This is a genomic window from Neisseria shayeganii, assembly GCF_014054965.1.
In the GTDB taxonomy this organism is placed as follows: Bacteria; Pseudomonadota; Gammaproteobacteria; order Burkholderiales; family Neisseriaceae; genus Eikenella; species Eikenella shayeganii.
The window spans coordinates 1,516,965-1,542,123 of sequence record NZ_CP059567.1 but is presented as its reverse complement, the minus strand read 5'-3'; the positions used below and the strand labels follow the sequence as shown (position 1 = coordinate 1,542,123).

Sequence of the window (25,159 nt, the reverse complement as noted above, 5' to 3'; positions counted from 1 at the left end):
TGAACATGAAGTGGAACGATTTGAAAACCAAGTTCAAGCCCGGTCAGGGGCTGGTAATCGGCATTCCCTATCTGTGGCTGCTGGTGCTGTTTCTGATCCCGTTTTTCATTGTGCTGAAAATCAGCGTGGCCGAGCAGGCAATCGCCATTCCGCCCTATACGCCGCTTTATACGGTGGACGAAGATTTCGGCCGGGTGAACGTGGCGCTCAGCTACATGAACTATGCCGATATTTTCGACAATTTCTGGTCTTCGCTGTGGCTGGAGCTGAACCCGTTTACCGAGGAAAAAGGCAGCAATCTGTATGTGCGGATTTATCTGTCTTCCATCATGACCGCGCTCACCACCACCCTGATCTGTCTTTTGGTGGGTTATCCGGTGGCCTATGCAATTGCGCGCTCCGGCGAAAAATGGCGCAATGTGCTGCTGCTGGCGATCATGTTGCCGTTTTGGACTTCGCTGCTGCTGCGGGTGTACGCCTGGATGGGCCTGCTCGGCCAAAACGGCATCATCAACAATATGCTGCTGCAGGCCGGCATCATCAGCCAGCCCTTGGATATGTTTTACAACGCCTTCTCGCTGAATCTGGTGATGGTGTACACCTATCTGCCGTTTATGATTCTGCCGCTCTACACCCAGCTGCTGAAAATGGATTTGCGCCTATTGGAAGCCTCTGCCGATTTGGGCGCGGGCCCCATCAAATCTTTCCTCACCATCACGCTGCCTTTGTCGAAAAGCGGCATCATCGCCGGCTCGATGCTGGTGTTTATTCCCGCAGTGGGCGAATTTGTGATTCCCGAGCTGGTGGGCGGGCCGGAAAACCTCATGATCGGCAAAGTGTTGTGGCAGGCATTCTTCGCCCAAAACAACTGGCCGCTGGCTTCCGCGCTGGCCGTGATCATGGTCTTGCTGCTGGTGGTACCGATTGCGCTGTTCCACCATTATGAAACCCGTCAGTTGGAAGGAGTGGGCCGTGGCTAAAAGGCTGTCTTTCTCATCGCTGTTTTTGAAAGCCTCGCTGTTGTTGGGTTTGGCTTTCCTGTATATCCCGCTCGTGATGCTGGTGGTGTATTCTTTTAACGAATCGCGCTTGGTAACCGTGTGGGGCGGTTTCTCCACCCAATGGTACGGCCGCCTGTTGGCCAACCGCGAAATTCTGGATGCGGTGTGGCTCTCGGTGCGTATCGCCCTGATTTCCGCCTTCGCCGCCGTGGTGCTGGGCACCATGGCCGGCTATGCCTTGGCCCGCATCAAGCATTTCAAAGGCAGCACTCTGTTTGCCGGCATGGTGTCGGCGCCGATGGTGATGCCCGACATCATCACCGGCCTCTCGGTGGTGATGCTGATTTACCAAGTGCAATCGCTGTTGCAGGGTGCAGCCGTTTCCTGGCTGCAGTTCGAGCGCGGCTGGTTTACCATCTGGCTGGGCCACACCACGCTGTGCATGGCCTATGTAACGGTGGTGATCCGCGCCCGTCTGGCCGAGTTGGACCAGTCGCTGGAAGAAGCGGCCAAAGATTTGGGCGCCAAGCCGTGGAAGATTTTCTGGGTGATTACCCTACCGCTGATTGCGCCGGCCATCGCCTCGGGCTTTCTGCTGTCGGTTACCCTGTCGATGGACGACTTGGTGATTACCTCCTTCCTTTCCGGCCCCGGTTACACCACCCTGCCGCAGTTGATTTTTTCGAAAATCCGCTTAGGTTTGGACCCGCAGATGAACGTATTGGCCACCATCTTGATTGCCGTGGTCGGCACCTTGGTGGTCGCCGGCAATTATCTGATGATGCGCCAGATCACCAAGCGTGAGCGCGAAACCGCCCAAGCCTACCGGCAAGCGGCTGCCGAAGCCGCTGCGCAAACCCGTTCTTGATTCAGCCTGCAACGCCGCTGTGTGCGGCGTTGTGTTTTTTCAGGTAGCCCGATAGGCTACCTGAAACCCACAGATTGCCATTCAGGAGGACGTCCATGAAGCCCGCCGATTCCTATTACGCCGCCAGCTGCGTCTATCCCGACCGCTATCCGCCGCTTATGGACGACATCGAAACCGACACCTGCATCATCGGCGGCGGTTTGGCCGGCGTGTGTACCGCGCTGTCATTGGCTGAAGCCGACACCCGCGCCGTGTTGCTCGAAGCCAAACACATCGGCTTCGGCGCTTCCGGCCGCAACGGCGGCCAGGTGATTCAGGATTACGCCTGCGGCATGGACAAGCTGGAACGGCTGCTGGGTGCCGAGCGGGCGGGCGATTTGTGGCAGTGGAGCGGCGAAGCGGTGGATTTGGTCGAGCAGCGCGTCCGCCGCTACGCCATCGACTGCGATTGGCAGCGCGGCTATGCCACGGTGGCCGTGAAACCGCAGCACATGGCGGCCCTGCAGCAGTGGCGCGACACCGCCGCGCAACGCTACGGCTATCACGGCTATACCGAATGGGACCATGGCGAAGTGTGCCGCCACATCGGCAGCAACCGCTATTGCGGCGCCCTTTACGACACCGATTCCGGCCACCTGCATCCGCTCAACTACACCCTCGGCCTGGCCAAAGCCGCCGCCGGGCAGGGCGCGCTGCTATTCGAGCAAACGCCCGCCGTCAAGCTGAGGCGGCAGGAAGGCCTGTGGCGGGTGGAAACCCCGCAAGGCAGCGTGGTGGCGCAGCATGTGGTGTTGGCGGTGAACACCTTCCCGGTCCGTTTCGGTTTTGCCGCGGCCGACCAATACCGCAGCCGTTATATATTGCCGGTGGGCACTTATGTGATCGCCACCGAGCCTTTGGGCGAGTGGAACGGCGATATTCTGCCCGGCAACATCGCCGCCTGCGACACCCGCTACGTGCTCGACTATTACCGCAAAAGTGCCGATGGCCGCTTGCTGTTCGGCGGCAAAGTGAACTACCGTCAGGCCGAGCCGGACGCCGAAACCCTGCGCCGCAGCATGAGGCAGGACATGCTGAAAGTGTTTCCGCAGCTGGCCGAGGTGAACATCGATTTTGTGTGGGGCGGGCGGGTGGACATCAGCATGAACCGCGCCCCCGATTTCCGCCGCATCGGGCCGGAGCTGTATCTGTTGCAGGGCTTTTCCGGCCACGGTGTGGCGCTGACCGGCTTGGCCGGCCAAGTGTGCAGCGAGGCCATTCTCGGGCGGGAGCAGCGCTGGCAGGTATTTGAATCCATCGCCCACCGCGCCTTTCCCGGCGGCATATTGCGACAGCCTGCGCAAATGGCCGGTTTGGCTTGGCATCGGTTTTTGGATTTGTTATGACCGTTTGGCAAGCCGACTCATGATTCTAGAGCCAATAAAAATCGCTGAAAGCGCCATAAATAGGCGCTTTCAGCGATTTGCTTACCCAAGCATGCCGGATATAGGCAACAACAGGCCCCTGCCTCCCGCTGCCCGCAGCGCCGCCTCTGCGGGATAAGGGAAATGCCGCCGGCCGGTTTGATAGGCTTAGAGCAACTTCGACTAAAAACGTTACATAATAGGTTTTTTCTGGCAGCCGGAGCATGAGATGCGCGCCTATTCGCAAGACCTGCGAGATCGAGTACTGGGAGCGCTGGAGCGCGGAGAGCGCCCCAGCGCCATTGCCCGTCGTTATGAAGTCAGCCGCATGTGGGTATATCGGGTGCGTGATCGCTTCGAAAAAGAAGGCGAGCGCAGCAGCAGGCAGCAAGGCGGCAAGCGCATCTCCCGGCTGGCGCCAGTAGAGGGCATGATCCGCGACTGGATCAAGGCCGATCCCGATCTGACCTTGGTGCAAATGTGCGAGCGTTTGGGCGAGCATGGCATCAGCATCAAACCCTCGGCCTTGTGGCACCAGCTCAACAAATGGCGGCTGAGCTTCAAAAAAAACGCTGCACGCCAGCGAGCAGGAGCGTGAAGACGTGCAGCAGGCACGGGCGAGCTGGATACAGCAGCAGGCCCGGCTCGATGCCAGGCGCCTGGTATTTCTGGACGAGACCTGGAGCAGCACCTGCATGACGCCGCTGCGCGGGCGCGCCCCGCGCGGTCAACGCTGCGTGGCCAGCGCCCCGCATGGGCACTGGAAGACCAGCACCTTCATTGCCGCCTTGCGCTGTGATGCACTGACGGCCCCCATGGTGACCGATGGCCCCATCAATGGCGCCGTGTTTCTGGCGTGGGTCAAAACCTTTCGGTGCCCGACACTTCGCCCTGGCGACATCGTCATTGCCGACAACCTCTCCAGCCACAAAGTGGCGGGCGTGCGAGAAGCCATCGAAGGCGTGGGCGCCAGCATTCGCTATCTGCCGCCGTACTCGCCGGATTTGAACCCCATCGAGAAGCTGTTTGCCAAGTTCAAGGCGCTGCTGCGCAGGGCGGGCGAGCGCACGGTGGGTGCGCTGTGGCAGCGCATGGGGCAGCTGGTTGATTTGTTCTCGGCTCAAGAGTGTGCCAATTACTTCAAATCAGCTGGGTATGTAATGAATTAAATCGAAATTGCTCTAGCGCGTCAAAACACCTTTTCGAGTCTACCCGGCATCTGCGGATGATTCCTCAGAAAACCGCTGCGCAAGCCTGCTGACCACAGCGCTTAGCGCAAACCGAGCCGGTCTAAGGCCTGTAGCAGATCGGCCGGTTGCCAGCGGTTGGCGGCGGCCAGCATCATCAGCACGGTGGCGGTTTCGGTGTTGCAGCGGCCGCCGGCCAAAGCGCCGGCGGCCGTTAGCGGACTGCTTTGGGCATAGCTGCTGTCGGCACGGCCGTGCGGAACCTGGCTGATGTTGAGCAGCAGGTGTTCACGGGTGAAGCGGCGGACGGCGGCGAGCAGGGCTTCGTCGGCAGGGGCGTTGCCGTGTCCGTAGCTGTGCAGCACGGCGGCCTGTTGCGGGAAGTGGCTGAGGCTGTGGGCGGTCATGGCGCTGTTGCAGCCGGGCACCAGCCAGTGGTGGCCGACGCAGATGTTCGGATCAAACTGCCTCGGCAGCGGGCCGAGCGAGACGGCAGACCGGCCGGGTTGCCAGCTGCCGAAGTGCGGGTTATGGAAGCCGGCGGCGGTTTCGGTGCTGCATTTGCTGCTGCCGACGGCGGGAAAAAGTTGGCCGTTGAAGGCGATCAGGGTTTCGTGCACGTCTGGGCGCAGGAGGGTGGACACGGCGGTGTGCAGATTGTGCGGGGCGTCGCTGCCGGTTTGGCTGTAGGGCTGTTGCGAGCCGGTGAGAACGACGGGTTTGTGTTGGTTGTCGAAAGCGAGTGCCAACAGGTTGGCGGTATAGGCCAGGGTGTCGGTGCCGTGCAAGAGCAGGATGCCGTCGCAGCGGGGCAGGGCATGCTCGAGAATCTGCAGCCATTCTATCCAGTGTGCGGGGGAGAGGGCGGAGCTGTCGATAAGCGGCTGGCAAACGTGCCAGTGGAAGCGGGCGTGGCGGCCGAAGGGCGTCAGCGCGGTTTCGACCAGGGCGGTGTCGGGGGTAAGGCCGTTGGGTGTTTGCCGCATGCCGATGGTGCCGCCGGTATATAAAACGAAGATGCGTTTCATGTCGGGAACAGGGGAGATGATGAAGAATCAAGCTGAGACCTTTGCAAAACCCCCAGATGTGGATGCAGTTCAAGGCGTAGCAGCGCAGCGAATGTGAACGCCAGGAATCCCCGTGGGAAAGACATATCATCTGGATAGGCAAGTGAGCGAGCAGTACCCATAGGGCATAAACGCACAACGCAGAAATGCGCCGCAGATGGGGGGTTTGCAAAGGTCTCAGGCTACCTGAAAATGTTCAGGTAGCCTGATGGCGTGGGGCGGCTTATTGGCCGACTTTGATCAGCTGTACGTCGAAAATCAATACGGAGTTAGGCGGAATGCTGGGGTTGCCCTGTTCGCCGTAGGCCAGCTCGGCGGGGATGTAGAAGGTGTATTCGCCGCCTTCTTTCATCAGCTGCAGGCCTTCGGTCCAGCCTTTGATGACTTGGTTGAGGGCGAAGCTGGCGGGCTGTCCGCGTTTGATGGAGCTGTCGAATACGGTGCCGTCGATCAGGCGGCCTTCGTAGTGAACGGTTACGGTGTCGGTGGCTTTGGGTTGTTTGCCGCTGCCTTCGGTTTTTACGCTGTACTGCAGGCCGGAGGCGGTGGTTTTCACGCCTTCTTTGGCTTTGTTTTCATTCAGGAAGGCTTGGCCTTTGGTCACGTTGTCTTTGGCGGCTTCCTGCTGGCGGTTTTGCAGTTTGGCCATTTGGTCTTCTTGGAATTTTTGCATGATGGCCAGTGCTTCTTCTTCGGAGAATGCCATCGGTTCGCTGGCCAAGGCGGCGTTCAGGCCGGTGATGAAGGCGCTTTGTTCCACTTCCAAGCCGTTTTTCTTCATTTCTTGAACGGAAGCGCCGATTTCGTAGCCCATCAGGTAGCTGGCTTTTTGTGCATCGGTATCCAAACCGGCGGCCGGCGCGGAAGCGGCGGGTGCGGAGGCGGTAGCCGGTGCGGAAGCGCCGGTGGGGGTGGAAGCTGGTTGGTTGCAGGCGCTCAGGGCCAGCAGGGCGGCGGCCAGCAGGCCGAGACGGGCGGTGTGTTTCATGAACTGTCCTGTAGAGGCTGAAATGTAAAGATCGCGATTACAGCACAGTTGCCGCGGCTTTTTCAAACGGTTTTACCCGAATTAAGGTTTTGCCTGCATGGCGAGGCCGGGCGGATTTTCAGGTAGCCTGCAGCGGGCGCGGCGGGCTTGTCAAATCTTCGGCTTTGGTGCAAAGTGCACGCCGTTTGCCCGCTTTGTTTTGCCACTGTGTTGACGAAAAACGCGCCCCATGTCTGAATTTTCTTCCCATCACCGTTTGGATACTTTGCTGAAGGTGGAAACGCCGGAGGCGGTGGACATCTATCTGCGGCCGGCATCTGTGTTTGCCCGCGCCCGCGCCTATGCGGTGGATTTGCTGATCCGTGTGCTGTGGTTTGTGGTTTCCACTTCTTTTTTGGTTTCGATGTTGGGCTTCACCGAGACAGGACAGCATATGTTTATTTTTTTTATGCTGCTGAACCTGTTTTTTGTAACCTGGCTGTATTCCGTGTTGTTTGAAGTGATGTGGAACGGGCAGACGCCGGGTAAAAAAATCTTCGGTTTGAAAGTGGTCAACGACAACGGCACCCAAGTGAGCTGGTCGGCTTCGCTGTTGCGCAATCTGTTGCGTCTGTTTGACGCGCTGCCTTTTTTCTACGGCGTGGGCATGACGGTGGCGCTGAGCAATCCGTACGGCCGCCGTTTGGGCGATTTATTGGCTTCCACCGTGGTGGTGTATGTGGACAAAACCCGCGGCAAAATCGAGCGGCTGGATTTGGGCGAAGTAGAGGCGTTACCGCCGCCGGTGGCGCTGACCCGCGAAGAGCAGCAGGCGGTGTTGAGCTTTGTGGAGCGCCGCCGTTTCCTTACCCGTGCGCGCACCGAGGAGTTGGCACAGATGATGGCCCTGTCGATTTTCGGCCGCGAAGAGGCCAATGCCGAGCGCCTGCTGTTGGGTTTGGCCAAATATTATGCCGGTGAAGAAAGAAAGGATGCGGTGTGAGACAGTTGTTTTTCGAAGAGCAACACCGTCCGTTTTGGCAGGCTTTCGAGCAGGATTTGCAGCAATTCGAGAGCAAACGCGTTACCCCGGCACCGGACAAAATCACAGCTTTTATGCAGGATTACCGCACCGTCTGCCACCATCTGGCGCTGGCGAACGACCGCCATTATTCGGGCGGCTTGACCGACTATTTGCAATATTTGTGCGAACGGGCGCACCAGATTTTATACAGCAGCCAGAAAACGTCGCTGGCCGCCCGTTTTACCGCTTTTGTACGGCGCGATTTCCCGCGGGCGGTGCGGACCGAGAAAAAGCTGGTGTGGCTGGCGCATGCTTTGTTTTATGTGCCGCTGATGGCGGCGTTTCTGCTGGTGGCCTTTCTGCCCGAGAGCAGCGATAAAGTGGCCGGCTTGGGAGGCGGCGAAGGTTTGGCCGAAGCTTATGAAGAAATGCGCCAGCAGTATGAGGACCGCACCAACCGCGAGGCTTGGCAAAATTGGGTGATGTTTGCCTATTATGTGTGGAACAACATCAGCATTGCCTTTCAGAGCTTCGGCAGCGGCATTTTGTTCGGTTTGGGCACGGTGTATGTAACGGTATTCAACGGCTGGGTGATCGGCGGGGCGATGGGCTATATGGTGCATCAGCCCGCCGGGCCGGCCTTTTTTTCGTTTGTCGGCGCCCACGGCGCGTTTGAGCTAACCGGTATTGTGCTGGCCGCTGCCGGCGGTTTGCGCTTGGGTGCGGCCTTGTTGAGGCCGCAAGGCTTGTCGCGCCGCGATGCCTTGCGTATTCAGGGTAAACAGGCGGTGATGCTGATGAACGGAGCGTTTCTGATGCTGTTTATTGCGGCCTTGATTGAAGGATTCTGGTCGCCGCTCACCAGTATTCCGATGTGGCTGAAATATGCGGTGGCAGCCGTTTTGTGGCTCTTGGTGTATGCTTACCTGCTGTTTGCCGGCCGCAAAGGTGCGGGAGGTGCGGCATGAATATTTGGGAAGCCCGCCTCAATTTCCGCCCGCGCAGCAATTGGGAAGCCTTGGATTTGGGCACGCGCCTGTTTCAGGAACGTCCGTTTCTGTATATGGGTTTGTGGGCCACCTTTTCTCTGCCGCTTTATTTGGTGTTGACGGCCGTGTTGTGGCAAAACCCGTTCCTGGCCGGTGTGCTGATTTGGTGGCTGAAGCCGCTGTTTGAAGGGCCGATTTTGGCCGTGATGTCGCAGCAGGTGTTTGAGGCGCCGCCGTCTTACCGCGAATGCGTGCGCTTGGGTTGGAAACGGCTGTTCCGCCCGCGACTGTTGGGCGATCTGACTTGGCGGCGGCTCAGTTTCCGCCGTACGCTGGTGCTGCCGGTGACCATGTTGGAGGGTTTGAGCGGTAAGGCGCACCAGCGGCGCTGCAATGAATTGTCGCGCCAGAGCGGGGCGTCTGCGGCCTGGCTGGGCTTTTTCGGCATCCATTTCGAAATGATTGTGGCCTACGGGCTGTTGGTGGCGGTGTTTTGGCTGTGGTTCGACAACCCGGCTGAAAACGTGGTGGGCCATCCTTTCAGCAATCTGCGCGCCATGGCCACTTTGGAGGAGTTGGAGCGGATGTTTGATCAGGACGAAGGCCGCCTGTTCGCCCATGTGCTCAACGCGGCTTATGCGCTGTTGCTCTGCTTTTGGGGCCCGCTGTTTACCGCCTGCGGCTTTACGCTGTATCTGAACACCCGTACCCGTGCCGAAGGCTGGGACATCCGCTTGGCGGCGCGCAAAATCCAAGAGCGGCTGGCCGGATCGCGTTCGGCTTTGTGGGGCGTGTTGCTGGCGGTGCTGTTGGGCATCGGCTTTTCAGGTAGCCTGGAAGCGAAAAACCTGCCCGACCGGCAGCAGGTGGAGCAGGTGCGCGAGCAGGTGTTGAACCGGCCGCCGTTTCCGCATATCGGCGAGGAAACCGAATATTGCTGGCGCAGTTGCGATAAAAGCAGCGGCCGTCCGCCGTCTTTGTCTTGGGACAAGCAGCCGGTCCGGCAAGCGCCGGCCTGGTTTAATGCGGTGATGTATGCCTTGGTGGGGTTGTTGTTGGCCGTGGTGCTGTGGTTGCTGCTGCGCTGGTATCGCGAAAACGGCGGTTTCTCTCGGCACGGCGGCGAGGAAGTGCCGGAAACCCTGTTCGGCATGAAGATTACGCCGGAAAGCCTGCCGGACGATGTGGCTGCGGCGGTGTTGGCCGAATACGAGCGCGACCCGCGTGCGGCGTTGAGCCTGCTGTATCGCGCCAGCCTCTCCCAAGTGGGTCACCGCTACGGCCTGCCGCTGCGGGCCAGCGACACCGAAGGCCAGGTACTCAAAAGGGTGCGCCAGCGCCAGCCGCAGTTGCTGGATTACTGGCGGCTGCTCACCGATAATTGGGTGGCGCTGGCTTATGCCCACCGTCAGCCGGGGCGTGAAACCGTGCACGAATTGTGCCGGCAATACCGCGCAGTATTGGGGCGCGTGCCGCTTTCAGGTAGCCTGCCGGCGGCAGGGAAGGGGGGCGCATGAGCCGGGCGAAAAAAATAGGATTGGGGCTGTTGTTGGTTTTGCTGGCCGGCGCGGTGTTGGTGGCGGCCAATCTGGTGACCGAAAGCCGGCGCGACTGGAAGGAAATGGATCAACAGGCGGCGGTGAAAGAGGGCTCGTTTTACGGCCTCAAGCGGCTGTTGCAGGCTTACGATTCCGAGCTGGAGGTGGAGTCGGCCAGGGTGCTGACCGGCTGGAGCAAAGCCTACGGCGACAACCAGCTGATGGTGGTGGCACAGCACGATTTGGGCACCCGCGAAGATGCGCAAGACCTGCTGGCTTGGGTGGCGCGCGGCAACCACGTGGTCTTGCGCCTGCGCCACTACGAAACCGATACCGGGGATGCCGACCATTTCGTCCGCGTGCTGACCGACAGCCTGCGCGTGAAAGCGCAAGCCGGGCAGGAGCTGGAGCAGGAAGACAGCGACAAACAGCGGGTGGCGATCGAGCCGGCCTGCCGTGCCGATATGCAGCGGCGCTTGGAAGCAGCCCGCGCGGTGGCGCGCGATGCCATGGATGAGCAAACCCAGCGCCTCGAAATCCGCTCCTGCAGTTACCGCCTTAACCGCATCCGCCTGCCCGAGGGCGGCACGCTGCACGTTTTGCCGAGTGAAAACGATTGGGACGGCACCCGCTATGTGCCGCAGCAAAACAGCTCGGTTTGGTTTCGGGGAGAGTCGCAAAACGGTTCGCAGCTGGTGGCTTTGCGCCACGGTAACGGCAGTGTGGTACTGAGCAGTGACTTGGATTGGCTGGAAAACCCGCAAGTGCCGATGTGGGACGAAGCCAGCCTCAATCTGTATGACCACGCTTATTTGGCGGCGTATCTGGCAGAGGGTGTGGATAAAGTGTGGCTGGTGCAGCGTTTGCGCAGCGCCCAGCCGCCGCTGCACCAGCCGATATGGCTGAAGCTGTTGGTGGCGCAGCCGGCAGCGGTATTGCTGCTGTTGCTGATGGGCGGCGTGCTGTTGTGGCGGATTGCGGCCCGCGTCGGCGTGGTGCGCATCTTGCCGCCGGCGCCGGAACGCTACCTGAATCAGCATCTGTTGGCACAAGGCCGCTTCCTCAGCCGCCATTTGTCGCGCGAGGCGATTTTGAAAGACTTGCAGCGTGAGCTGCTTACCCAGCTCCACCGCCGCCACCCCGGCTGGCAGAAGATGCCGCTGCACAGCCAAGTGGCGCTGTTGTGCCGCCAAACTCAGCTGCCGCCGAAAGTGGTGGAACCGTGGCTGAAAAAACTGCCCGAGCGCGTCAGCCGTGCCGAATGGCTGGCCATGCTCGACAGCCACCAACGGATCATGCGCCATCTGCCGCAGTCTTGGTATTAACGAGCCGATAAACGCTTTTCAGGTAGCCTGCAGGCTACCTGAAAGCCCGCAGCCATTGTGATGAATGTGATGATTGGATTTTCAAAAAGGATGACTCGATGACGGACATCAATCTTTCCCGGCCGGCCCAGGCCCCCGCCTCGCCCGCCATGCAGCAGGGCGTCCGTGCCGTTCAAGTGCTGCGCCAGCGCCTCAATGACGTGCTGATCGGCCAGGCGCGGGTGGTGGACGAAGTGCTGACCGTGTTTCTGGCCGGCGGCCACGTGCTGCTCGAAGGCGTGCCCGGCGTGGGCAAAACCCTGCTGGTGCGCTCCTTGGCGCAAACCTTTGCCGGCGAATTCCGCCGCATCCAGTTCACGCCCGACCTGATGCCTTCCGACGTTACTGGCCACTACCGCTACGATGCCCACAACAACCGTTTCGAGTTGCGTCAAGGCCCGGTGTTCACCCACCTGTTGCTGGCCGACGAAATCAACCGCGCACCGGCGAAAACCCAATCCGCGTTGTTGGAAGTGATGCAGGAGCGCAGCGTGACGCTGGACGGCCACACCCATCCGCTGCCGCGCCCGTTTATGGTGTTGGCCACCCAAAACCCGATTGAGCAGGAAGGCACTTATCCGCTGCCCGAAGCCCAGCTCGACCGCTTTATGTTCAAGGTGCTGATCGGCTACCCGAACCCGCAAGACGAAGCGCGCATGGTGTCGGCCGTGATCAACAGCCAGGGCAACGATATTCTGAAAGACAACCGGCCGCGCCATGTGTTCCAGCCCGGTCAAATCGAGCAGCTGCAGAAGCTGGTGACCCAAGTGGCGGTGGACCCGCAAATCATCGACTACGCCGTGCGCTTGGTCACCGCCACCCGCGATTGGCCGGCGCTGTCGGTTGGCGCGGGGCCGCGCGCCGGCATTGCCCTGATCAGCTGCGCCCGCGCCTACGCCCTGATTGCTGACCGCGACTATGTGACGCCCGACGACATCAAAGCCATCTGGCTGCCCGCCATGCGCCACCGCGTGCGCCTTTCCACCCAGATGGAGATGGAGGGCATCGAAGTGGAGCAGGTGCTGAACGAGTTGGCCGCTTCCGTGCCCGCGCCGAGACTGTAAGGCCCGCCGATGAGACCTTCCAAACTGCTGGTGGCGCTGGCGGCCGCCTTGGCGGCGGTGGCCGTGGCCGGCGTGATTTTAGGCTACCTGAACCAAGACGCGGGCCGCTGGCTGGCCCGCGGCTGCGGCATCGGCGGCGGGTTGTTGGCCTTGGCCGCGCTGGCCGACGCTTTCATGGGCCGCCGCCATCCCGCCCCCGTGATTGAGCGCCAGCTGCCGCACCAGTTTATCCAAGGCCGTCCGCACACGGTGGAAATCAGCTTCATTCCGCCGGAAAAAGGGCTGTGGCGGCGGCCGCAAAACCTGCTGCTGGCCGATCTGTTTCCGCCCGATTGGGACACCGATACGCCTGAATTGGTGTTGGATACGCTGCCCGGCCGCATCAGCACCGTGCGTTACCATCTCACCCCGCGCCGGCGCGGCCATGCCGTTTTTCAGGGCGTGGAGTATTGGCTGAACAGCCCATTGGGTTTGTGGCAGCGCAAATACCGCCGGCAGGTGGCCGATCCCGAATCGGCCAAAGCCGCCGTGTTGCCTGATTTCAGCCGTATTCTCGGCGCCGATTTGATCGGCCTGCAGCGCTGGCTGAATCTGGTGGGGGTGAAAAAACTGCCGCGCCGCGGCTTGGGGCAGGACTTCCACCAACTGCGCGATTACCAAGACGGCGACGACATCCGTAACATCGACTGGAAAGCCACCTCCCGCATGAGCCGGCCGATTGTGCGCACTTATCAGGACGAACAAGACCAGCAGCTGATTTTCTTGCTCGATTGCGGGCGCAATATGCGCCTGCAGATGGAAGGCAAAAGCCATTTCGACCATGCCCTGCAGGCCATGCTGCTGCTCTCCTACACAGCGCTGAAGCACGGCGATGCGGTCGGCCTGCTCACTTTTGCCCATGCCGAGAGCCGTTTTGTGCCGCCGCACAAAGGCATGGAGCAGCTGGGGCGTTTGGTGCAGGGCGTGTTCGACATCGAGCCTTCCCAGCAGGCGGCCGATTTTGAAAACGCGGTCAATCTGTTGCTGCAAAAGCAGAAGCGCCGTGCTTTGGTGGTGGTGCTTTCCCACCTCAACCATGATGACGACCGGCATTTGATGCAGCACATCCAACGCCTGCGCAAACACCATATGGTGTTGTTCGGCGGTTTGCGCCCGCAGGCGCCGGAGCAGGTCCGCCGCACCCCGTTGCGGGTTGAAGAAGACGCTTTGTCTTATCTGGGAGCCTTGCAGTATGAGCGGCACACGGCCGAAGCAATCCGAAAATTCGACATCGCCCGCATCCACGCCGTGCATGTGCTGCCCAGCCAGCTGAGCACCGAGCTGATCAACCGCTATTTGCAGTTGAAACGGCGTCAGGCCTGGTAGCCTGCTGCTGTGTTTTGGCGATATAGAAAACCGCTTATCTGACCGTTTCAGATAAGCGGTTTTTGTCGTATCGGGTTTAAACCGAGAATGAGGAGCCGCAGCCGCAGGTGGTGGCGGCATTCGGGTTGCGGATGACAAATTGCGAGCCGTGCAGGCTTTCGGTGTAGTCGATTTCCGCGCCCACCAGATATTGATAGCTCATGGGGTCGATGAGAAAGACCAGGCCGTTTTTTTCAATTTGGAAGTCGTCGTCGTTGGTGATTTCGTCGAAAGTGAAACCGTATTGGAAACCCGAACAGCCGCCGCCGTTCACAAAAACGCGCAGTTTCAGATCGGGATTGTTTTCTTCCGCAATCAAATCGGCCACTTTGGTGCAGCAGCTTTCGGTAAAGATGATGGGGCTTTCGTCTGGGGTGGACATGGTGATTCCTTTTCAGTGTGTGGGTGCAGAATTGTCGCCCAAACCGAAGGCGGGGGCAAGTCTGCGGGGATGCCGGCCAGATAAGGGCGGTTTGTGTTTCTTAAAGGGGCCAGCCATGGGCGGTGTTGAAGGTTGAAACAGGCTACCTGAAAGCGTGAGCTCGCTTTCAGGTAGCCTGTTGCTGCGTTGGATGGTTTTCAGCGTTGCTGGCGTTTGGGGTCGTTGGGACGCCATTGGGCGGCCAGCTTGTCGAGGATGCCGTTGATGAATTTGTGGCTGTCGGTGCCGCCGAAGGTTTTGGTGACTTCGATGGCTTCGTTGATGATCACCGGATAAGGCGTTTCCGGCATCTCGCGCAGCTCGTAGGCGGCCATCAGCAGCACGGCGCGCTCGATGGGGTTGAGGTCTTTTTCGTCGCGGTCGAGCAGGGGACGCATGGTCTGCATCAGTTCGCGCTGTGCCTGATGGGCGCCGAAGAAGACGTTGGTAAACAAGGCATCGTCGGCTTTGGCGAAGTGTTCGTTTTCGCGAATGTTTTTGGCCGCTTCGGGCGCGGGGCTGCTGTTGAGCGCGGTTTGGTACAGCGCCTGCACCACGTATTCGCGGGCGCGGCGGCGCGGGGTTTTATTGGTTTTCATGACGTGTCCTCGGCAGGGCGGGCATCAGGCGGGGAAGTTTTGGCTCAGGCGGTTGACCAGATTGGCGCATTCCACCGCCACCACCGCGGCATCGTCGGCTTTTTCGCGGATGCGTGCGTGGGCCTGCTCGTCGTTTTCGGTGGTGAGAATGGCGTTGGCAATCGGGATGTTGAAGTCGAGGCCGACCCGGCTCACGCCGGCGCCCGATTCGTTGGAAACCAGCTCGAAGTGGTAGGTTTCGCCGCGGATGACGGCGCCCAAGGCAATGAGGGCGTCGTAATCGCCGCAAGCGGCCATGTTTTGCAGCACCAAAGGCACTTCTAAGGCGCCGGGCACGGTGGCCACGGTGATGTCGGCTTCGGCCACGCCGAGAGCGATGAGTTTTTCGGTGCACACGGTCAGCATGGCGCTGCCGATTTCATTGGAGAAGCGGGCTTGTACGATGCCGATGCGCAGGCTGGTGCCGTCGTGGTCGGGAGAAATGATGTTCATGCGGGTTCCTTGCAAATGGAAATGGGGTGGATGGCTCGTGCCGGACTCGAGACGCCCGGCATCGCCGCCGTTTGTCGGATGGATGAAAGGGAGGGCGGTGAGGCTACCTGAAAGCCTATGGGCGGGAGGATTGCGGTTGCCAGTCGGGGGCGGGAACAAAGCCGTTTTCGGCTTCGCTCCATTCCCAAGCGCCTTCTGCTTCCTGCAGCAAGGGCTGGATGTCCGGATGGCGTTCGCTGATGTCGGCCATGCTGCAGACGGCGAAATTATCGGGGTCGGCGGCGTATTCGTCGCTTTCGTCGCCGGCGAAAAAGCGCCAGCCGCTGTCTTGCTCGAACACCGGCGTTTCGCGGTAGAGAAAGCCGATGCGGCGGCCGTGTTCGCTGATTTCTTTGCTGGCGATGCAGCGGCCGAGGGCGGCGGAAAGGGCTTGGGCAAAGGGATTCATGAGAAGGGAGCAGCGGGAAGCAGTTTGAACAGACAAGGGGCCGAATTCTACACCAAACGGCGGGTGAGAGGTGTTTAACCTTGTTTTGTTCATATTCCCGCCTGAACTGTGCAGTTTTGTCGTCAGGGTGCAGTATCGGTTCGTTATCAATATCAATATCAATATCAATAGATACCGGCTGAGTCTGATATTGGGCTTCTTAATGGGTCGGCGTAACCGGCAGCGGCGGGTTGGCGATAAAAATCCGCAGATACACCGGCAGGTAGAGCATGAATGCCAGCAAAAGCAAAACGGCCGGCAGATAAAAAGCCAGCCATTCATAATATTGCAGCCAGTAGGCGGCAGCGGCGCTGCGGCTGAAGGCAGCCCCCGTAATCAGCAGCAAGCCTGTGCGGCTGGTAAACAGATAATGCAGTTTGAGGTTGCTGTGTACGGCTCCGTTGATGCTGAACACCTGCATCAGCATTGCGCAGATATCCGATAATGCAACAAGCGAAAGGAGCGGCGCAAAAAGGGCAACAGGCGCATCAACCATAATCCTAAGCGGCCGATCCGTTTCCATTCGGGAAAATCGGTAAGCATATATTTGGCAGAAACCAAATGCAGATTCGGTGCCCAAGTTTCCATTTCGCGATCATCGTCGCAACCGAACAGAAAACGGGCGCGGGTGTGTTTGACGGTATCGTGGCGGTCGGAATGACGTGCTGCCCAGTTACTGCAAACATCAAACAGGATTTCGCTTTTTGGGAAGCGCTGTGCCAAATCCACCATCAGTTGCCGCACGGTTGCTTCGGGAAAATACATCAGTACGCCCTCAATTACGAATAAGAACGGAGATTGCGGATATTGACAACGCAATTCATCCATCCACGCCGTATCAAATGCCGATGCAGCCAACAGGGTTTCATTGCTTCGCGGCGGCAACAGGTGCTCTCGTAAAGCGATCACCTCAGGCAAATCGAGCTGGTAAAAGGGGGAGTGCTGTGCAACATCACCGATTCGCTGGCAACGCCCGTCCAACCCGCAACCGAGTATGACCACCACGCCGTTAGGATGGCGACAGATGAAATCGGCCGTGCATTGGTCAAAATAGCGGGCGCGAATGGCCGTGCCGATAATGCTGCCTTTTGCTTGATCGAATTTAGTAAAGTCATAATCCAGCTGCGGTACCAGTCGCATAGCGGTTTCGTCGTACAGAATCGGGTCGGGCTGCTGCGCGGCGAGATATTTCATATACAGCGGAATCAGTAGGGTTTCACTGACGGTATTGTTTATTTTCAACATCGTTATTCCTTTCTTACTGCTTTCGGTTAAGGCATTGGGTAAAACAGACGGGCTACCGAGGCGGCCAACAAGTTGAGACGGAACATACGGTGCCGGGGCATGATTCACTCCTTATTACTTTCGTCAGAATATGTAAAATATACTATCTATAATAATGATTATCAATAAATATTAAGTATAAAAATTTTTCTAACTAACAGATTTAACAATATTTTAATTTATCTATTCCTGCATCGGTTACAGATGTATGAACAATACAGTGCGGTAGATTTGGACAAACAGTGCATCGCGACAAGGCCTTGGTTTAAAGAACCTACGTATTGGTACAAAAATAACCGGCAAATGCCTTAATCTTGACCACTTAGTTGGCTTGACTGCCAAAGTTGTCGGCCGGTCTTTTGCGAAGCAGGGGAGCGCTATCTAAAAGAAAGCTTTTCTTTTGTATGCAGGGCCTATCGGAGCAGCCGCAGTCACGTATAATGCACCTTTCCGAATTTCGTTCCGAGGAAGACCGATGAGCCTGCCGCAAATGTCGCCGCAATACCAGCAGCACCTGCTGGATTTCGAAACCCTGCTGCTGAGCAAACAAACTGCCATCGAAGCGTGGTTCCGCGCCCAGTGGCGGCGCCACAAGCCGCCGTTTTATGGTTCGGTGGACATCCGCAACAGCGGCTACAAAATGTCTTCCATCGACATGAACCTCTTTCCCGGCGGCTTCAACAATCTCAATCCGCGCTTCAGTCCGCTGGCCGCTGCCGCGGCCACCGATGCTGTGGAGCGCGCCTGCGAAACCGCCCGTTCGGTGCTGATCGTGCCGGAAAACCATACCCGCAACACCTTCTATTTGGAAAACGTGTATGCGCTGAGCAATATTCTGCGCCAAGCTGGTTTCGAAGTGCGTTTGGGCAGCCTCAATCCCGACATCACCGAGCCCACCGAATACCAAACCGCATTGGGCAATACCATTGTGCTGGAGCCGCTGCAGCGCACCCGCGGCCGCGTGCATTTGGCCGACGGCTTTTCGCCCTGCTTGGTGTTGCTGAACAACGATTTGTCCGGCGGCGTGCCCGAAATCCTGCAGGACTTGGCGCAAACCGTGTTGCCGCCCCTGCACGGGGGCTGGACCACCCGCCGCAAAACCGCCCATTTTGCTGCTTATAATCAGGTGGCTGCCGAGTTTGCCGAGCTGGCCGGCATCGACGAATGGCAGATCAATCCCTATTTCGAGCGCATCAGCGGCCTGGATTTCCACGAGCGCGAAGGCGAGGACGCATTGGCCGAGGCGGTGGAACGTATTTTGGCCAAGATTCAGGCCAAGTACGACGAAAAAGGCATTCCCGATGCGCCGTTTGTGATTGTGAAAGCCGATGCCGGCACCTACGGCATGGGCGTGATGAGCGTGAAATCGGCCGACGAAGTGCGCGGCCTCAACCGCAAAAACCGCAACAAAATGGCCACGGTGAAAGAAGGGCTGGCGGTGAGCGAAGTGATTGTGCAGGAAGGTATTTACACCTACGAAACCTTGGGCGGCGCGGTGGCCGAGCCGGTGGTGTACATGATCGACCGTTTCGTGGTGGGCGGTTTTTTCCGTGTGCACGAAGGGCGCGGCGCCGATGAAAACCTGAACGCCAGCGGCATGCGTTTCGTGCCGCTGGGCCAGAATATGCCGCAAACCGACAGCAGCGCGGACGACCCCGACGCGCTGGCCGGCAGCAAGCGCGTGTTCGAGCAGTGGGAAACCCTGGGTGCGCCCGACGGCAAACAGACGGGCGATTGCGAAAGCAACCGCCTGTATGTGTACGGCGTGATGGCGCGGCTGTCGCTGTTGGCGGCGGCGATTGAGCTGGAGCAGACTGCTCCTTAATCCGCAACAGGCTACCTGAACAGGCGAAACCGTGTGGAACGGCCTTTCAGGTAGCCTGAACACCATGTTTTTTATTGTTTTCTTTGATTGATTCCAGCATGAGTTTTTCTTCCGAACAGCGGCAGGCGGTGGCCGATTTTTTGTCTGAGCTGCAAACGCGCATCTGCACGGCCTTGGCCGAGGTGGACGGCACACAGGATTTTCTGGCCGACGAATGGCAGAGCCGGCTCGGCCGCGGCTGCAGCCGGGTGTTGAAAGCGGGCGCGGTGTTCGAGCAGGCCGGGGTGAATTTTTCCCATGTGCGCGCAGACGCCATGCCGGCGGCCGCCACCGAGCGCCGCCCCGAGTTGGCGGGAGCGCCGTTTGAAGCGATGGGCGTTTCGCTGGTGGTGCATCCGCGCAATCCCTATGTGCCCACCAGCCATGCCAATGTGCGCCTGTTTGCCGCTTATCCCGAAGGGCGCGAGCCGGTGTGGTGGTTCGGCGGCGGCTTTGATTTGACGCCGTTTTATCCGTTTGAAGAAGACGTCCGCCATTGGCATGCCTGCGCGCGCGCAGCCTGTTTGCCTTTCGGCGAGGCGGTGTATCGGCGCTACAAGCAGTGGTGCGACGAGTATTTCTACCTGCCGCACCGCCGGGAAGCGCGCGGCGTGGGCGGCCTGTTTTTCGACGATTTGAACGAATGGGGCTTCGATGCCTGCTTCGATTTTGTGCGCGCAGTGGGCGAGGGCTACCTGAAAGCCTATCTGCCGATTGTCGAACGGCGCAAACACACGCCTTACGGCGAGCGCGAGCGGCAGTTCCAGCTCTACCGGCGCGGCCGTTATGTGGAATTCAATCTGGTGTGGGACCGCGGCACCCATTTCGGCCTGCAAAGCGGCGGCCGCACCGAAAGCATTTTGATGTCGATGCCGCCGGCCGTGCGTTTCGAATACGGCTACCAACCGGAGCCGGGCAGCCCGGAAGCGGCCTTGGCAGGCTACCTGAAAGCCCGCGATTGGTTGGCCGAAAGCGATAAACAAGAGGAGCAATAAAGATGCAAACCGAAGCCGTGATTCAACATATTGTCGGCTGGCTGGCCGATTATGCCCGCCAAGCCGGCGCGCGCGGGTATGTGGTGGGCGTCTCCGGCGGCATCGATTCCGCCGTGGTGTCCGCCCTGTGCGCCCGCACCGGTTTGGAAGTGTTGTGTTTGGCGCTGCCCATCCGCCAAAAGGCGGATCAAGTCAGCCGCGCCGACATCCACATGGCCGATTTGCAGGCGCAGTTTGCCCAAGTGCGCGCCCTTAATGTGGATTTGACGCCTACTTTTGAAGCCTTTGAAGCCACGGTGGCTAACACCGAAGCCGGCAACAAGGCGCTGGCGCTGGCCAACACCCGCTCCCGCCTGCGCATGGCGGCCCTGTATTATTACGGCCAGATCAACGGCCTCTTGGTGGCCGGCACCGGCAATAAGGTGGAAGATTTCGGCGTCGGTTTTTTCACCAAATACGGCGATGGCGGCGTGGACGTCAGCCCGATCGGCGATTTGCTGAAAACCCAGGTTTACCGTTTGGCCGATGCGCTGGGCGTGCACGAAACCATCCGCCGCGCGGTGCCCACCGACGGTTTGTGGGACGTGGAGCGCACCGACGAAGAGCAGATGGGCGCCAGCTATCCCGAATTGGAATGGGCGATGGAGCAGGCGGAAGCGGGGCGGACGGCGGCCGAGTTTACTGGCCGCGAGCGCGAGGTGTTGGAGATTTACACCCGCCTCAACCGCGCCACCCAGCATAAAATCCGACCGATTCCGGTGTGCGCCATTCCGCCGGCGCTGTTGGCTTAAGCGGCTGTTTCAGGCTACCTGAAAACAGGCAGCCAAGATTTAAATCATGATAAGCCGCAGCAAAAACCCGCTTTCAGGCTACCTGAAAGCGGGTTTTTGATACCGCAAAGGGTTTATTGTGCGGCAGAAGCAGCGGAGGCTTCGGAAGCCGGTGCAGCGGCTTGGGCCTGCTCACCCCAGGCAGCGGGGTATTTGTAGCCGGCGAAGCGTTGGCGGGCATAGGCTTTGAACTCGTCGGAGTTGTAGGCGGCTTCCACGTCTTTCAGCCATTGGGCGTCTTTGTCGGCAGTGCGTACGGCAGACCAGTTTACATAGGCGAAGCTGGGTTCTTGGAACAGGGCTTCGGTCAGTTTCATGCCGGAAGACATGGCGTAGTTGCCGTTGACGATGGCGAAGTCAACGTCTTGGCGGCTGCGCGGCAGGTTGGCGGCTTCCATTTCCACCAGTTGGATGTTTTTCAGGTTTTCGGCGATGTCGGCTTTGGAGGCTTTCAAGGGGTCGATGCCGTCTTTCAGTTTGATCCAGCCCAATTCGTTCATCATCACCAGGGCGCGGGCGAAGTTGGAAGGATCGTTGGGCACGGACACGGTGCTGCCGTCTTTCACTTGCTCCAGCGCGCTCAGTTTGCCCGGATACAGGCCCAGCGGTGCGGTGGGCACTTGGAAGATTTCGGTCAGGTCCAGATTGTGTTCGGCTTTAAAGCCGTCCAGATAGGGCTTGTGCTGGAACACATTGATGTCGATGGCGCCTTCGGACAAAGCTTGGTTGGGGGTGACGTAGTCGGGGAACTCGGTCAGCTTAACGGTGTAGCCCTGTTTTTCCAGCATGGGCTGGATGGATTCTTTCACCATGTCGGCAAAATCGCCCGGGGTGGTGCCGAAGCGGATTTCTTTTTTCGCTTCGGCGGCGGCCGGCTGGCTACCTGAAGAAGCGGCAGGGGCTTCGCTGCTTTGGTTTTGGCCGCCGCAGGCCGCCAGGCCGAGGCCGACCACGGCGGAAAGGGTGAATTTCAATAAAGCGTTCATAAAATCAAGTCTCCTGAAATGAGAGTGTGGTGAAAAAATCAGCGTTTGTCCAAACGGGCGGAAAGGTAGTTGCCGGTGGCTTGGATGATGATGACCAAAGCGGAGAGCAGCGCCACCACGGCGGCCATCACCTCGGGCATATAGCGTTGATGGCCGTAGCGGATGCCCAAGTCGCCGATGCCGCCGCCGCCGATCAGGCCGGCGGCCGCACTTTCGCCCAAAATGGCGATCATCAGAATGGTGATGCTCAATACCAGGCCGGAACGCGCTTCGTTGAGCAGCACTTTGGTGATCACGGTGAAGGGGGAAGCGCCCATGGCCAAAGCGGCCTCCACCACGCCGCGTGGAACTTCGTTCAAATTTTGCTCCACCAGGCGGGCAAAATAAAAGCTGGCGGCAATGCTGAGCGATACCGAAGCGGCCAGCGGGCCGAAGGACGTGCCCACAATCAGGCGGGTGAGCGGCATCAGCACGATCATCAGAATCACAAACGGGAAGGCGCGCATAAAGCTCACCACCCAGCTTAAGGCGCGGTTGAGCGGCGCGTTGGCGAAAATCTGCCCGCGGGCGCTGGTAAACAGCCACACACCGAGCAAGCCGCCGACCAAGATGCTGACCACGGAAGACACGCCCACCATCACCAAAGTTTGCCAGATGGCTTCGTAAAAATCGGGTTGCAGGCGTTTCAGGTTTTCCCAAGCAGTGGTTTGGTTCATCTCAATCCTCCCTCACCAGTTCGCAGCCGATGGCCGACTGCGCCAGAATTTCGCGGTTGCGCACTTCGGCCACTTCCAGCAGCCGGCCTTGGTGCAGCAGGGCGGTGCGCTGGCACAGGCGGCGGATGACGCTCATTTCGTGGGTGACGATGACGATGGTGACATGGAAGCGCTGGTTGATGTCTTGCAGGCAGTTGAGCACGCTGCGCGTGGTGGCCGGATCGAGGGCGGATGTCGGCTCGTCGGCCAGCATCACGGTGGGGCGGGGCGCCAGCGCGCGGGCGATGCCGACACGCTGTTTTTGGCCGCCCGAGAGCTGGGCGGGGTAGTGGCCGGCACGCTCCGAGAGGCCGACGATTTCCAAACATTCGGCCACGCGGGGGGCGATGTCGGCGGTCGACCAGCCGGCAATTTCCAAAGGAAAGGCCACATTGCCGGCCACGGTGCGGTTGGCCAGCAGGTTGAACTGTTGGAACACCATGCCGATGTTTTGCCGTTCGCGGCGCAGTTGGGGCGCGTTCATGGCGGTGAGGTCGTGGCCGTTCACCACCACGCGGCCGCTGTCGGGGCGCTCCAGCAGGTTGATCAGGCGCAGCAGGGTGGATTTGCCGGCGCCGGAATAGCCCATCAGGCCGAAAATCTCGCCTTGGGCGATTTCCAGGCTCAGGGGGTGCACGGCGGTAAAACGGCCTTGCCGCGCCGTGGTGTAGCTTTTGCTGACGGAGTCTAAAATAATCATGGAAAAAAACTAAATAAAGCCCATTGCATCAGCAATGGGCTAACAGATTCGGGCATCGGCGCGGCGTTGATCCGTGCGGCCGGCTACGCTTTAGCTGTTTTAACGCCCGCAAGCTGTGTCAAATCGGCGTAAATCAAAGGAGGCGCACTATAGCGGTACAGGGCTGTTTTGTCAAGCATATGGCAGGCTGTTCGGCCCGCTTTCGGGCTACCTGAAAGCCGGTTTGCCGTTATAATGGCCGCGTTTTTGCTTTCAGGTAGCCTGATTATGCCGCCCAAAATCACCCTGATTGCCGCTGTGGCGCAAAACCGCTGCATCGGCGCCGACAACGCCATGCCGTGGCATCTTCCCGAAGATTTTGCTTTTTTCAAGGCCTGCACCCTGGGCAAACCGGTGGTGATGGGGCGCAAAACCTGGGATTCGCTGCCGCGGAAACCGCTGCCCGGACGGCGCAATTTGGTGGTCAGCCGCCAGCCGGGCTGGCAGGCGGCGGGCGCGGAATGCTTTGCCAGCTTAGACGAAGCCTTGGCGGCATTGGCGGGCGAGGCCGAAATCATGATCATCGGCGGCGCGCAGATTTATGCGCAGGCGCTGCCTCTGGCTACCGATTTGCGGCTCACCGAAGTGGCCTTAACCGTGGACGGCGACGCTTTTTTCCCCGATTTTTCCCCTGTGGAATGGCGGGAAGTGGCGCGGGAGCCGCAGACCGGCGCCAACGGCACGGCCTTCGATTTCGTGCATTACCGCCGCATCGGGCTACCTGAAACGCCGTCGGCATAAGAAGGTGCGTTCTGTATGGCTGTGCACCACCTGATCGAACGGCATTGGCAGCGCCCGCGCGCTTGGCTCAGCGTGCTGCTGTGGCCGTGGGCCCGGCTGTTTGCCGCAGTGGCGCGTTGGCGTCGGCAGCGTTACTTGAATGGGCGCAGCGCGGCGGAGCGCCTGCCCGTGCCGGTGGCGGTGGTGGGCAATATCCATGCCGGCGGCACCGGCAAAACGCCGGTGGTGCAGGCGTTGGTGCGCCAGTTGCAGCAACGGGGTGTCCGCGTCGGCATCATCAGCCGCGGTTACGGCCGCACAGGGCAGGGCGTGGCGGTGCTGCGGCCGGACAGCACGGCGGCAGAGGCGGGCGACGAACCTTTGCTGCTGTACCGCACCACGGGCGCACCCACGGCGGTGGCCGCCCGCCGTGCCGATGCCGGCCACGCTTTGCTGGCGGCCCACCCCGAGTTGGAGTTGTTGATTGCCGACGACGGCTTGCAGCATTATGCCTTGGCGCGCGATTTTGAAATCGCGGTGTTTCCCGCCGCCGATGTCGGCCGCCGCTTGGACAGCCTGCCCAACGGCCCGCTGCGCGAACCGCTGAGCCGTTTGGATCAGGTGGATGCGGTGGTGTACAGCGGCGGCGGCGCGGAGACAGCGGTTTTGCCGCTGCCGGATGCGGTTTACAGCTGCCGCAGCGTGATGGAAAACGGCCGCCCTTACCGCTTGGGTGCGCCGGAGGACGTTTTGCCGGCAGGCTACCTGAACGGTCGTCAAGTGGTGGCGGTGGCGGCGATTGCCCGGCCGGAGCGTTTCTTCCACACCTTGCAGGCCGCCGGCATCGAATTGGCCGCCACCGTGGCCTTGCCCGACCACGCAGCGTGGTCGTTCGAGGGTTTGCCGGGCGCCGATGCGTATTTGGTTACCGAAAAAGACGCGGTCAAGCTGGCGCCGACCGGCACGGCGGAAGTATGGGTGTGGCCGGTGCGGGCGCAACTGCCGGAGGCTTTGGCCGAACGGCTGCTGCAACGCTGCCTGCCGCAACATCCGCGCGCCTAAGCCGCCCGTTACGCGGTACAATGCGCCCTGTTTGCAACGCGGCCGCCCG

The 25,159-nt window shown here is 59.8% G+C and carries 26 protein-coding genes and 1 pseudogene; 15 read left to right on the top strand and 12 right to left on the bottom strand.

Annotated features, from left to right (window positions below):
• Positions 1-5: 5 nt before the first annotated feature.
• The 4 genes from H3L94_RS07480 (at position 6) to H3L94_RS13025 (ending at position 4,441) form a co-directional block, all read left to right on the top strand.
• Entirely contained in the window at positions 6-980 is a 975-nt protein-coding gene (locus H3L94_RS07480; RefSeq protein ID WP_009118550.1) for an ABC transporter permease subunit, read from the top strand.
• Complete coding sequence (locus H3L94_RS07475; RefSeq protein WP_009118549.1) at positions 943-1,869, top strand: ABC transporter permease; 927 nt, start codon at positions 943-945, stop codon at positions 1,867-1,869. Before H3L94_RS07480 ends, H3L94_RS07475 begins: the two co-directional genes overlap by 38 nt.
• A gap of 95 nt (positions 1,870-1,964) precedes the next feature.
• The gene (locus tag H3L94_RS07470; protein WP_182121504.1) at positions 1,965-3,254 is read left to right on the top strand and encodes an NAD(P)/FAD-dependent oxidoreductase; all 1,290 of its coding nucleotides are present in this window, start codon (positions 1,965-1,967) and stop codon (positions 3,252-3,254) included.
• 247 nt (positions 3,255-3,501) lie between these two features.
• A protein-coding gene (locus H3L94_RS13025) for an IS630 family transposase (RefSeq protein WP_182121299.1) occupies positions 3,502-4,441 on the top strand; the annotation gives its coding sequence in 2 pieces (ribosomal slippage) (positions 3,502-3,834 and positions 3,836-4,441; 939 coding nt in all).
• Between the two features lie 101 nt (positions 4,442-4,542).
• Here H3L94_RS13025 and H3L94_RS07460 read toward each other — a convergent pair.
• From H3L94_RS07460 to bamJ, 3 genes and pseudogenes are all read right to left on the bottom strand, one after another.
• On the bottom strand, positions 4,543-5,487 hold the full coding sequence (locus tag H3L94_RS07460; RefSeq protein WP_182121502.1) for an asparaginase: 945 nt from the start codon (positions 5,485-5,487) through the stop codon (positions 4,543-4,545).
• Positions 5,484-5,698 (bottom strand): annotated as a pseudogene (locus H3L94_RS12515) (ATP-dependent exonuclease). The gene H3L94_RS07460 and the pseudogene H3L94_RS12515 overlap by 4 nt, the downstream one beginning before the upstream one ends.
• 51 nt (positions 5,699-5,749) lie before the next feature.
• Positions 5,750-6,514, bottom strand: coding sequence for a BamJ family beta-barrel-assembly machinery protein (gene bamJ / locus H3L94_RS07455; protein WP_182121501.1), 765 nt, complete (start codon positions 6,512-6,514; stop codon positions 5,750-5,752).
• A 229-nt stretch (positions 6,515-6,743) separates the two neighbouring features.
• On the opposite strand from bamJ, the gene H3L94_RS07450 reads away from it, so the two are divergent.
• From H3L94_RS07450 to H3L94_RS07425, 6 genes are all read left to right on the top strand, one after another.
• Positions 6,744-7,496, top strand: a complete 753-nt coding sequence (locus tag H3L94_RS07450; protein WP_182121500.1) for an RDD family protein — start codon at positions 6,744-6,746, stop codon at positions 7,494-7,496.
• Entirely contained in the window at positions 7,493-8,485 is a 993-nt protein-coding gene (locus H3L94_RS07445; RefSeq protein ID WP_182121499.1) for a stage II sporulation protein M, read from the top strand. The genes H3L94_RS07450 and H3L94_RS07445 overlap by 4 nt, the downstream gene beginning before the upstream one ends.
• The gene (locus H3L94_RS07440; RefSeq protein WP_182121498.1) at positions 8,482-10,023 is read left to right on the top strand and encodes a DUF4129 domain-containing protein; all 1,542 of its coding nucleotides are present in this window, start codon (positions 8,482-8,484) and stop codon (positions 10,021-10,023) included. Before H3L94_RS07445 ends, H3L94_RS07440 begins: the two co-directional genes overlap by 4 nt.
• Positions 10,020-11,369 (top strand): DUF4350 domain-containing protein, encoded by a 1,350-nt coding sequence (locus tag H3L94_RS07435; protein ID WP_182121497.1) that lies wholly within the window; start codon positions 10,020-10,022, stop codon positions 11,367-11,369. The genes H3L94_RS07440 and H3L94_RS07435 overlap by 4 nt, the downstream gene beginning before the upstream one ends.
• A gap of 98 nt (positions 11,370-11,467) precedes the next feature.
• Positions 11,468-12,472: an AAA family ATPase gene (locus H3L94_RS07430; RefSeq protein ID WP_182121496.1), complete on the top strand. Its 1,005-nt coding sequence runs from the start codon at positions 11,468-11,470 to the stop codon at positions 12,470-12,472.
• Positions 12,473-12,481: 9 nt separating this feature from the next.
• On the top strand, positions 12,482-13,837 hold the full coding sequence (locus H3L94_RS07425; protein WP_009118540.1) for a DUF58 domain-containing protein: 1,356 nt from the start codon (positions 12,482-12,484) through the stop codon (positions 13,835-13,837).
• Positions 13,838-13,913: 76 nt separating this feature from the next.
• Here the strand turns inward: H3L94_RS07425 and erpA are convergent, their stop codons facing one another.
• From erpA to H3L94_RS07395, 6 genes are all read right to left on the bottom strand, one after another.
• A complete protein-coding gene (gene erpA / locus H3L94_RS07420) occupies positions 13,914-14,258 on the bottom strand; it encodes an iron-sulfur cluster insertion protein ErpA (protein ID WP_009118539.1) in 345 nt (114 codons plus the stop codon).
• A 197-nt stretch (positions 14,259-14,455) separates the two neighbouring features.
• Positions 14,456-14,896: a transcription antitermination factor NusB gene (gene nusB / locus H3L94_RS07415; RefSeq protein ID WP_009118538.1), complete on the bottom strand. Its 441-nt coding sequence runs from the start codon at positions 14,894-14,896 to the stop codon at positions 14,456-14,458.
• Positions 14,897-14,920: 24 nt separating this feature from the next.
• Positions 14,921-15,388 carry a 6,7-dimethyl-8-ribityllumazine synthase gene (ribH, locus tag H3L94_RS07410; protein WP_182121495.1) on the bottom strand — a complete coding sequence of 156 codons (468 nt, stop codon included), beginning with the start codon at positions 15,386-15,388 and terminating at the stop codon, positions 14,921-14,923.
• A gap of 115 nt (positions 15,389-15,503) precedes the next feature.
• The gene (locus tag H3L94_RS07405) at positions 15,504-15,836 is read right to left on the bottom strand and encodes a DUF2185 domain-containing protein (RefSeq protein ID WP_009118536.1); all 333 of its coding nucleotides are present in this window, start codon (positions 15,834-15,836) and stop codon (positions 15,504-15,506) included.
• Between the two features lie 199 nt (positions 15,837-16,035).
• Positions 16,036-16,302: a hypothetical protein gene (locus tag H3L94_RS07400; protein ID WP_182121494.1), complete on the bottom strand. Its 267-nt coding sequence runs from the start codon at positions 16,300-16,302 to the stop codon at positions 16,036-16,038.
• Positions 16,296-17,120, bottom strand: coding sequence for a class I SAM-dependent methyltransferase (locus H3L94_RS07395; RefSeq protein ID WP_182121493.1), 825 nt, complete (start codon positions 17,118-17,120; stop codon positions 16,296-16,298). Before H3L94_RS07395 ends, H3L94_RS07400 begins: the two co-directional genes overlap by 7 nt.
• A 514-nt stretch (positions 17,121-17,634) precedes the next feature.
• Here H3L94_RS07395 and gshA point away from each other — a divergent pair.
• From gshA to nadE, 3 genes are all read left to right on the top strand, one after another.
• Entirely contained in the window at positions 17,635-18,984 is a 1,350-nt protein-coding gene (gene gshA, locus H3L94_RS07390) for a glutamate--cysteine ligase (protein ID WP_182121492.1), read from the top strand.
• 98 nt (positions 18,985-19,082) lie between these two features.
• Positions 19,083-20,018, top strand: coding sequence for an oxygen-dependent coproporphyrinogen oxidase (hemF, locus tag H3L94_RS07385; protein WP_182121491.1), 936 nt, complete (start codon positions 19,083-19,085; stop codon positions 20,016-20,018).
• A 2-nt stretch (positions 20,019-20,020) separates the two neighbouring features.
• On the top strand, positions 20,021-20,809 hold the full coding sequence (nadE, locus tag H3L94_RS07380; protein ID WP_182121490.1) for an NAD(+) synthase: 789 nt from the start codon (positions 20,021-20,023) through the stop codon (positions 20,807-20,809).
• A gap of 113 nt (positions 20,810-20,922) precedes the next feature.
• Here the strand turns inward: nadE and H3L94_RS07375 are convergent, their stop codons facing one another.
• From H3L94_RS07375 to H3L94_RS07365, 3 genes are read right to left on the bottom strand one after another with little or no spacing between them, the layout of a single operon-like run.
• A complete protein-coding gene (locus tag H3L94_RS07375; protein WP_182121489.1) occupies positions 20,923-21,834 on the bottom strand; it encodes a MetQ/NlpA family ABC transporter substrate-binding protein in 912 nt (303 codons plus the stop codon).
• A 38-nt stretch (positions 21,835-21,872) separates the two neighbouring features.
• The gene (locus H3L94_RS07370) at positions 21,873-22,550 is read right to left on the bottom strand and encodes a methionine ABC transporter permease (protein ID WP_009118528.1); all 678 of its coding nucleotides are present in this window, start codon (positions 22,548-22,550) and stop codon (positions 21,873-21,875) included.
• 1 nt (position 22,551) lies between these two features.
• On the bottom strand, positions 22,552-23,289 hold the full coding sequence (locus H3L94_RS07365) for a methionine ABC transporter ATP-binding protein (protein WP_182121488.1): 738 nt from the start codon (positions 23,287-23,289) through the stop codon (positions 22,552-22,554).
• A 234-nt stretch (positions 23,290-23,523) separates the two neighbouring features.
• Between H3L94_RS07365 and H3L94_RS07360 the strand changes: the two genes are divergently transcribed.
• Together H3L94_RS07360 and lpxK are read left to right on the top strand one after the other, a co-directional pair.
• A complete protein-coding gene (locus tag H3L94_RS07360; protein ID WP_244958735.1) occupies positions 23,524-24,069 on the top strand; it encodes a dihydrofolate reductase in 546 nt (181 codons plus the stop codon).
• A 15-nt stretch (positions 24,070-24,084) separates the two neighbouring features.
• Complete coding sequence (gene lpxK, locus H3L94_RS07355) at positions 24,085-25,110, top strand: tetraacyldisaccharide 4'-kinase (protein ID WP_182121487.1); 1,026 nt, start codon at positions 24,085-24,087, stop codon at positions 25,108-25,110.
• Positions 25,111-25,159: the final 49 nt, after the last annotated feature.

Coding starts and splice junctions, on each gene's coding strand:
- H3L94_RS07480 (WP_009118550.1), top strand. CDS start 6: ATGAAGTGGAACGATTTGAAAACCAAGTTCAAGCCCGGTCAGGGGCTG.
- H3L94_RS07475 (WP_009118549.1), top strand. CDS start 943: ATGAAACCCGTCAGTTGGAAGGAGTGGGCCGTGGCTAAAAGGCTGTCT.
- H3L94_RS07470 (WP_182121504.1), top strand. CDS start 1,965: ATGAAGCCCGCCGATTCCTATTACGCCGCCAGCTGCGTCTATCCCGAC.
- H3L94_RS07460 (WP_182121502.1), bottom strand. CDS start 5,487: ATGAAACGCATCTTCGTTTTATATACCGGCGGCACCATCGGCATGCGG.
- bamJ (WP_182121501.1), bottom strand. CDS start 6,514: ATGAAACACACCGCCCGTCTCGGCCTGCTGGCCGCCGCCCTGCTGGCC.
- H3L94_RS07450 (WP_182121500.1), top strand. CDS start 6,744: ATGTCTGAATTTTCTTCCCATCACCGTTTGGATACTTTGCTGAAGGTG.
- H3L94_RS07440 (WP_182121498.1), top strand. CDS start 8,482: ATGAATATTTGGGAAGCCCGCCTCAATTTCCGCCCGCGCAGCAATTGG.
- H3L94_RS07435 (WP_182121497.1), top strand. CDS start 10,020: ATGAGCCGGGCGAAAAAAATAGGATTGGGGCTGTTGTTGGTTTTGCTG.
- H3L94_RS07430 (WP_182121496.1), top strand. CDS start 11,468: ATGACGGACATCAATCTTTCCCGGCCGGCCCAGGCCCCCGCCTCGCCC.
- H3L94_RS07425 (WP_009118540.1), top strand. CDS start 12,482: ATGAGACCTTCCAAACTGCTGGTGGCGCTGGCGGCCGCCTTGGCGGCG.
- erpA (WP_009118539.1), bottom strand. CDS start 14,258: ATGTCCACCCCAGACGAAAGCCCCATCATCTTTACCGAAAGCTGCTGC.
- nusB (WP_009118538.1), bottom strand. CDS start 14,896: ATGAAAACCAATAAAACCCCGCGCCGCCGCGCCCGCGAATACGTGGTG.
- ribH (WP_182121495.1), bottom strand. CDS start 15,388: ATGAACATCATTTCTCCCGACCACGACGGCACCAGCCTGCGCATCGGC.
- H3L94_RS07405 (WP_009118536.1), bottom strand. CDS start 15,836: ATGAATCCCTTTGCCCAAGCCCTTTCCGCCGCCCTCGGCCGCTGCATC.
- H3L94_RS07400 (WP_182121494.1), bottom strand. CDS start 16,302: ATGCTGATGCAGGTGTTCAGCATCAACGGAGCCGTACACAGCAACCTC.
- H3L94_RS07395 (WP_182121493.1), bottom strand. CDS start 17,120: ATGTTGAAAATAAACAATACCGTCAGTGAAACCCTACTGATTCCGCTG.
- gshA (WP_182121492.1), top strand. CDS start 17,635: ATGAGCCTGCCGCAAATGTCGCCGCAATACCAGCAGCACCTGCTGGAT.
- hemF (WP_182121491.1), top strand. CDS start 19,083: ATGAGTTTTTCTTCCGAACAGCGGCAGGCGGTGGCCGATTTTTTGTCT.
- nadE (WP_182121490.1), top strand. CDS start 20,021: ATGCAAACCGAAGCCGTGATTCAACATATTGTCGGCTGGCTGGCCGAT.
- H3L94_RS07375 (WP_182121489.1), bottom strand. CDS start 21,834: ATGAACGCTTTATTGAAATTCACCCTTTCCGCCGTGGTCGGCCTCGGC.
- H3L94_RS07370 (WP_009118528.1), bottom strand. CDS start 22,550: ATGAACCAAACCACTGCTTGGGAAAACCTGAAACGCCTGCAACCCGAT.
- H3L94_RS07365 (WP_182121488.1), bottom strand. CDS start 23,289: ATGATTATTTTAGACTCCGTCAGCAAAAGCTACACCACGGCGCGGCAA.
- H3L94_RS07360 (WP_244958735.1), top strand. CDS start 23,524: ATGGCCGCGTTTTTGCTTTCAGGTAGCCTGATTATGCCGCCCAAAATC.
- lpxK (WP_182121487.1), top strand. CDS start 24,085: ATGGCTGTGCACCACCTGATCGAACGGCATTGGCAGCGCCCGCGCGCT.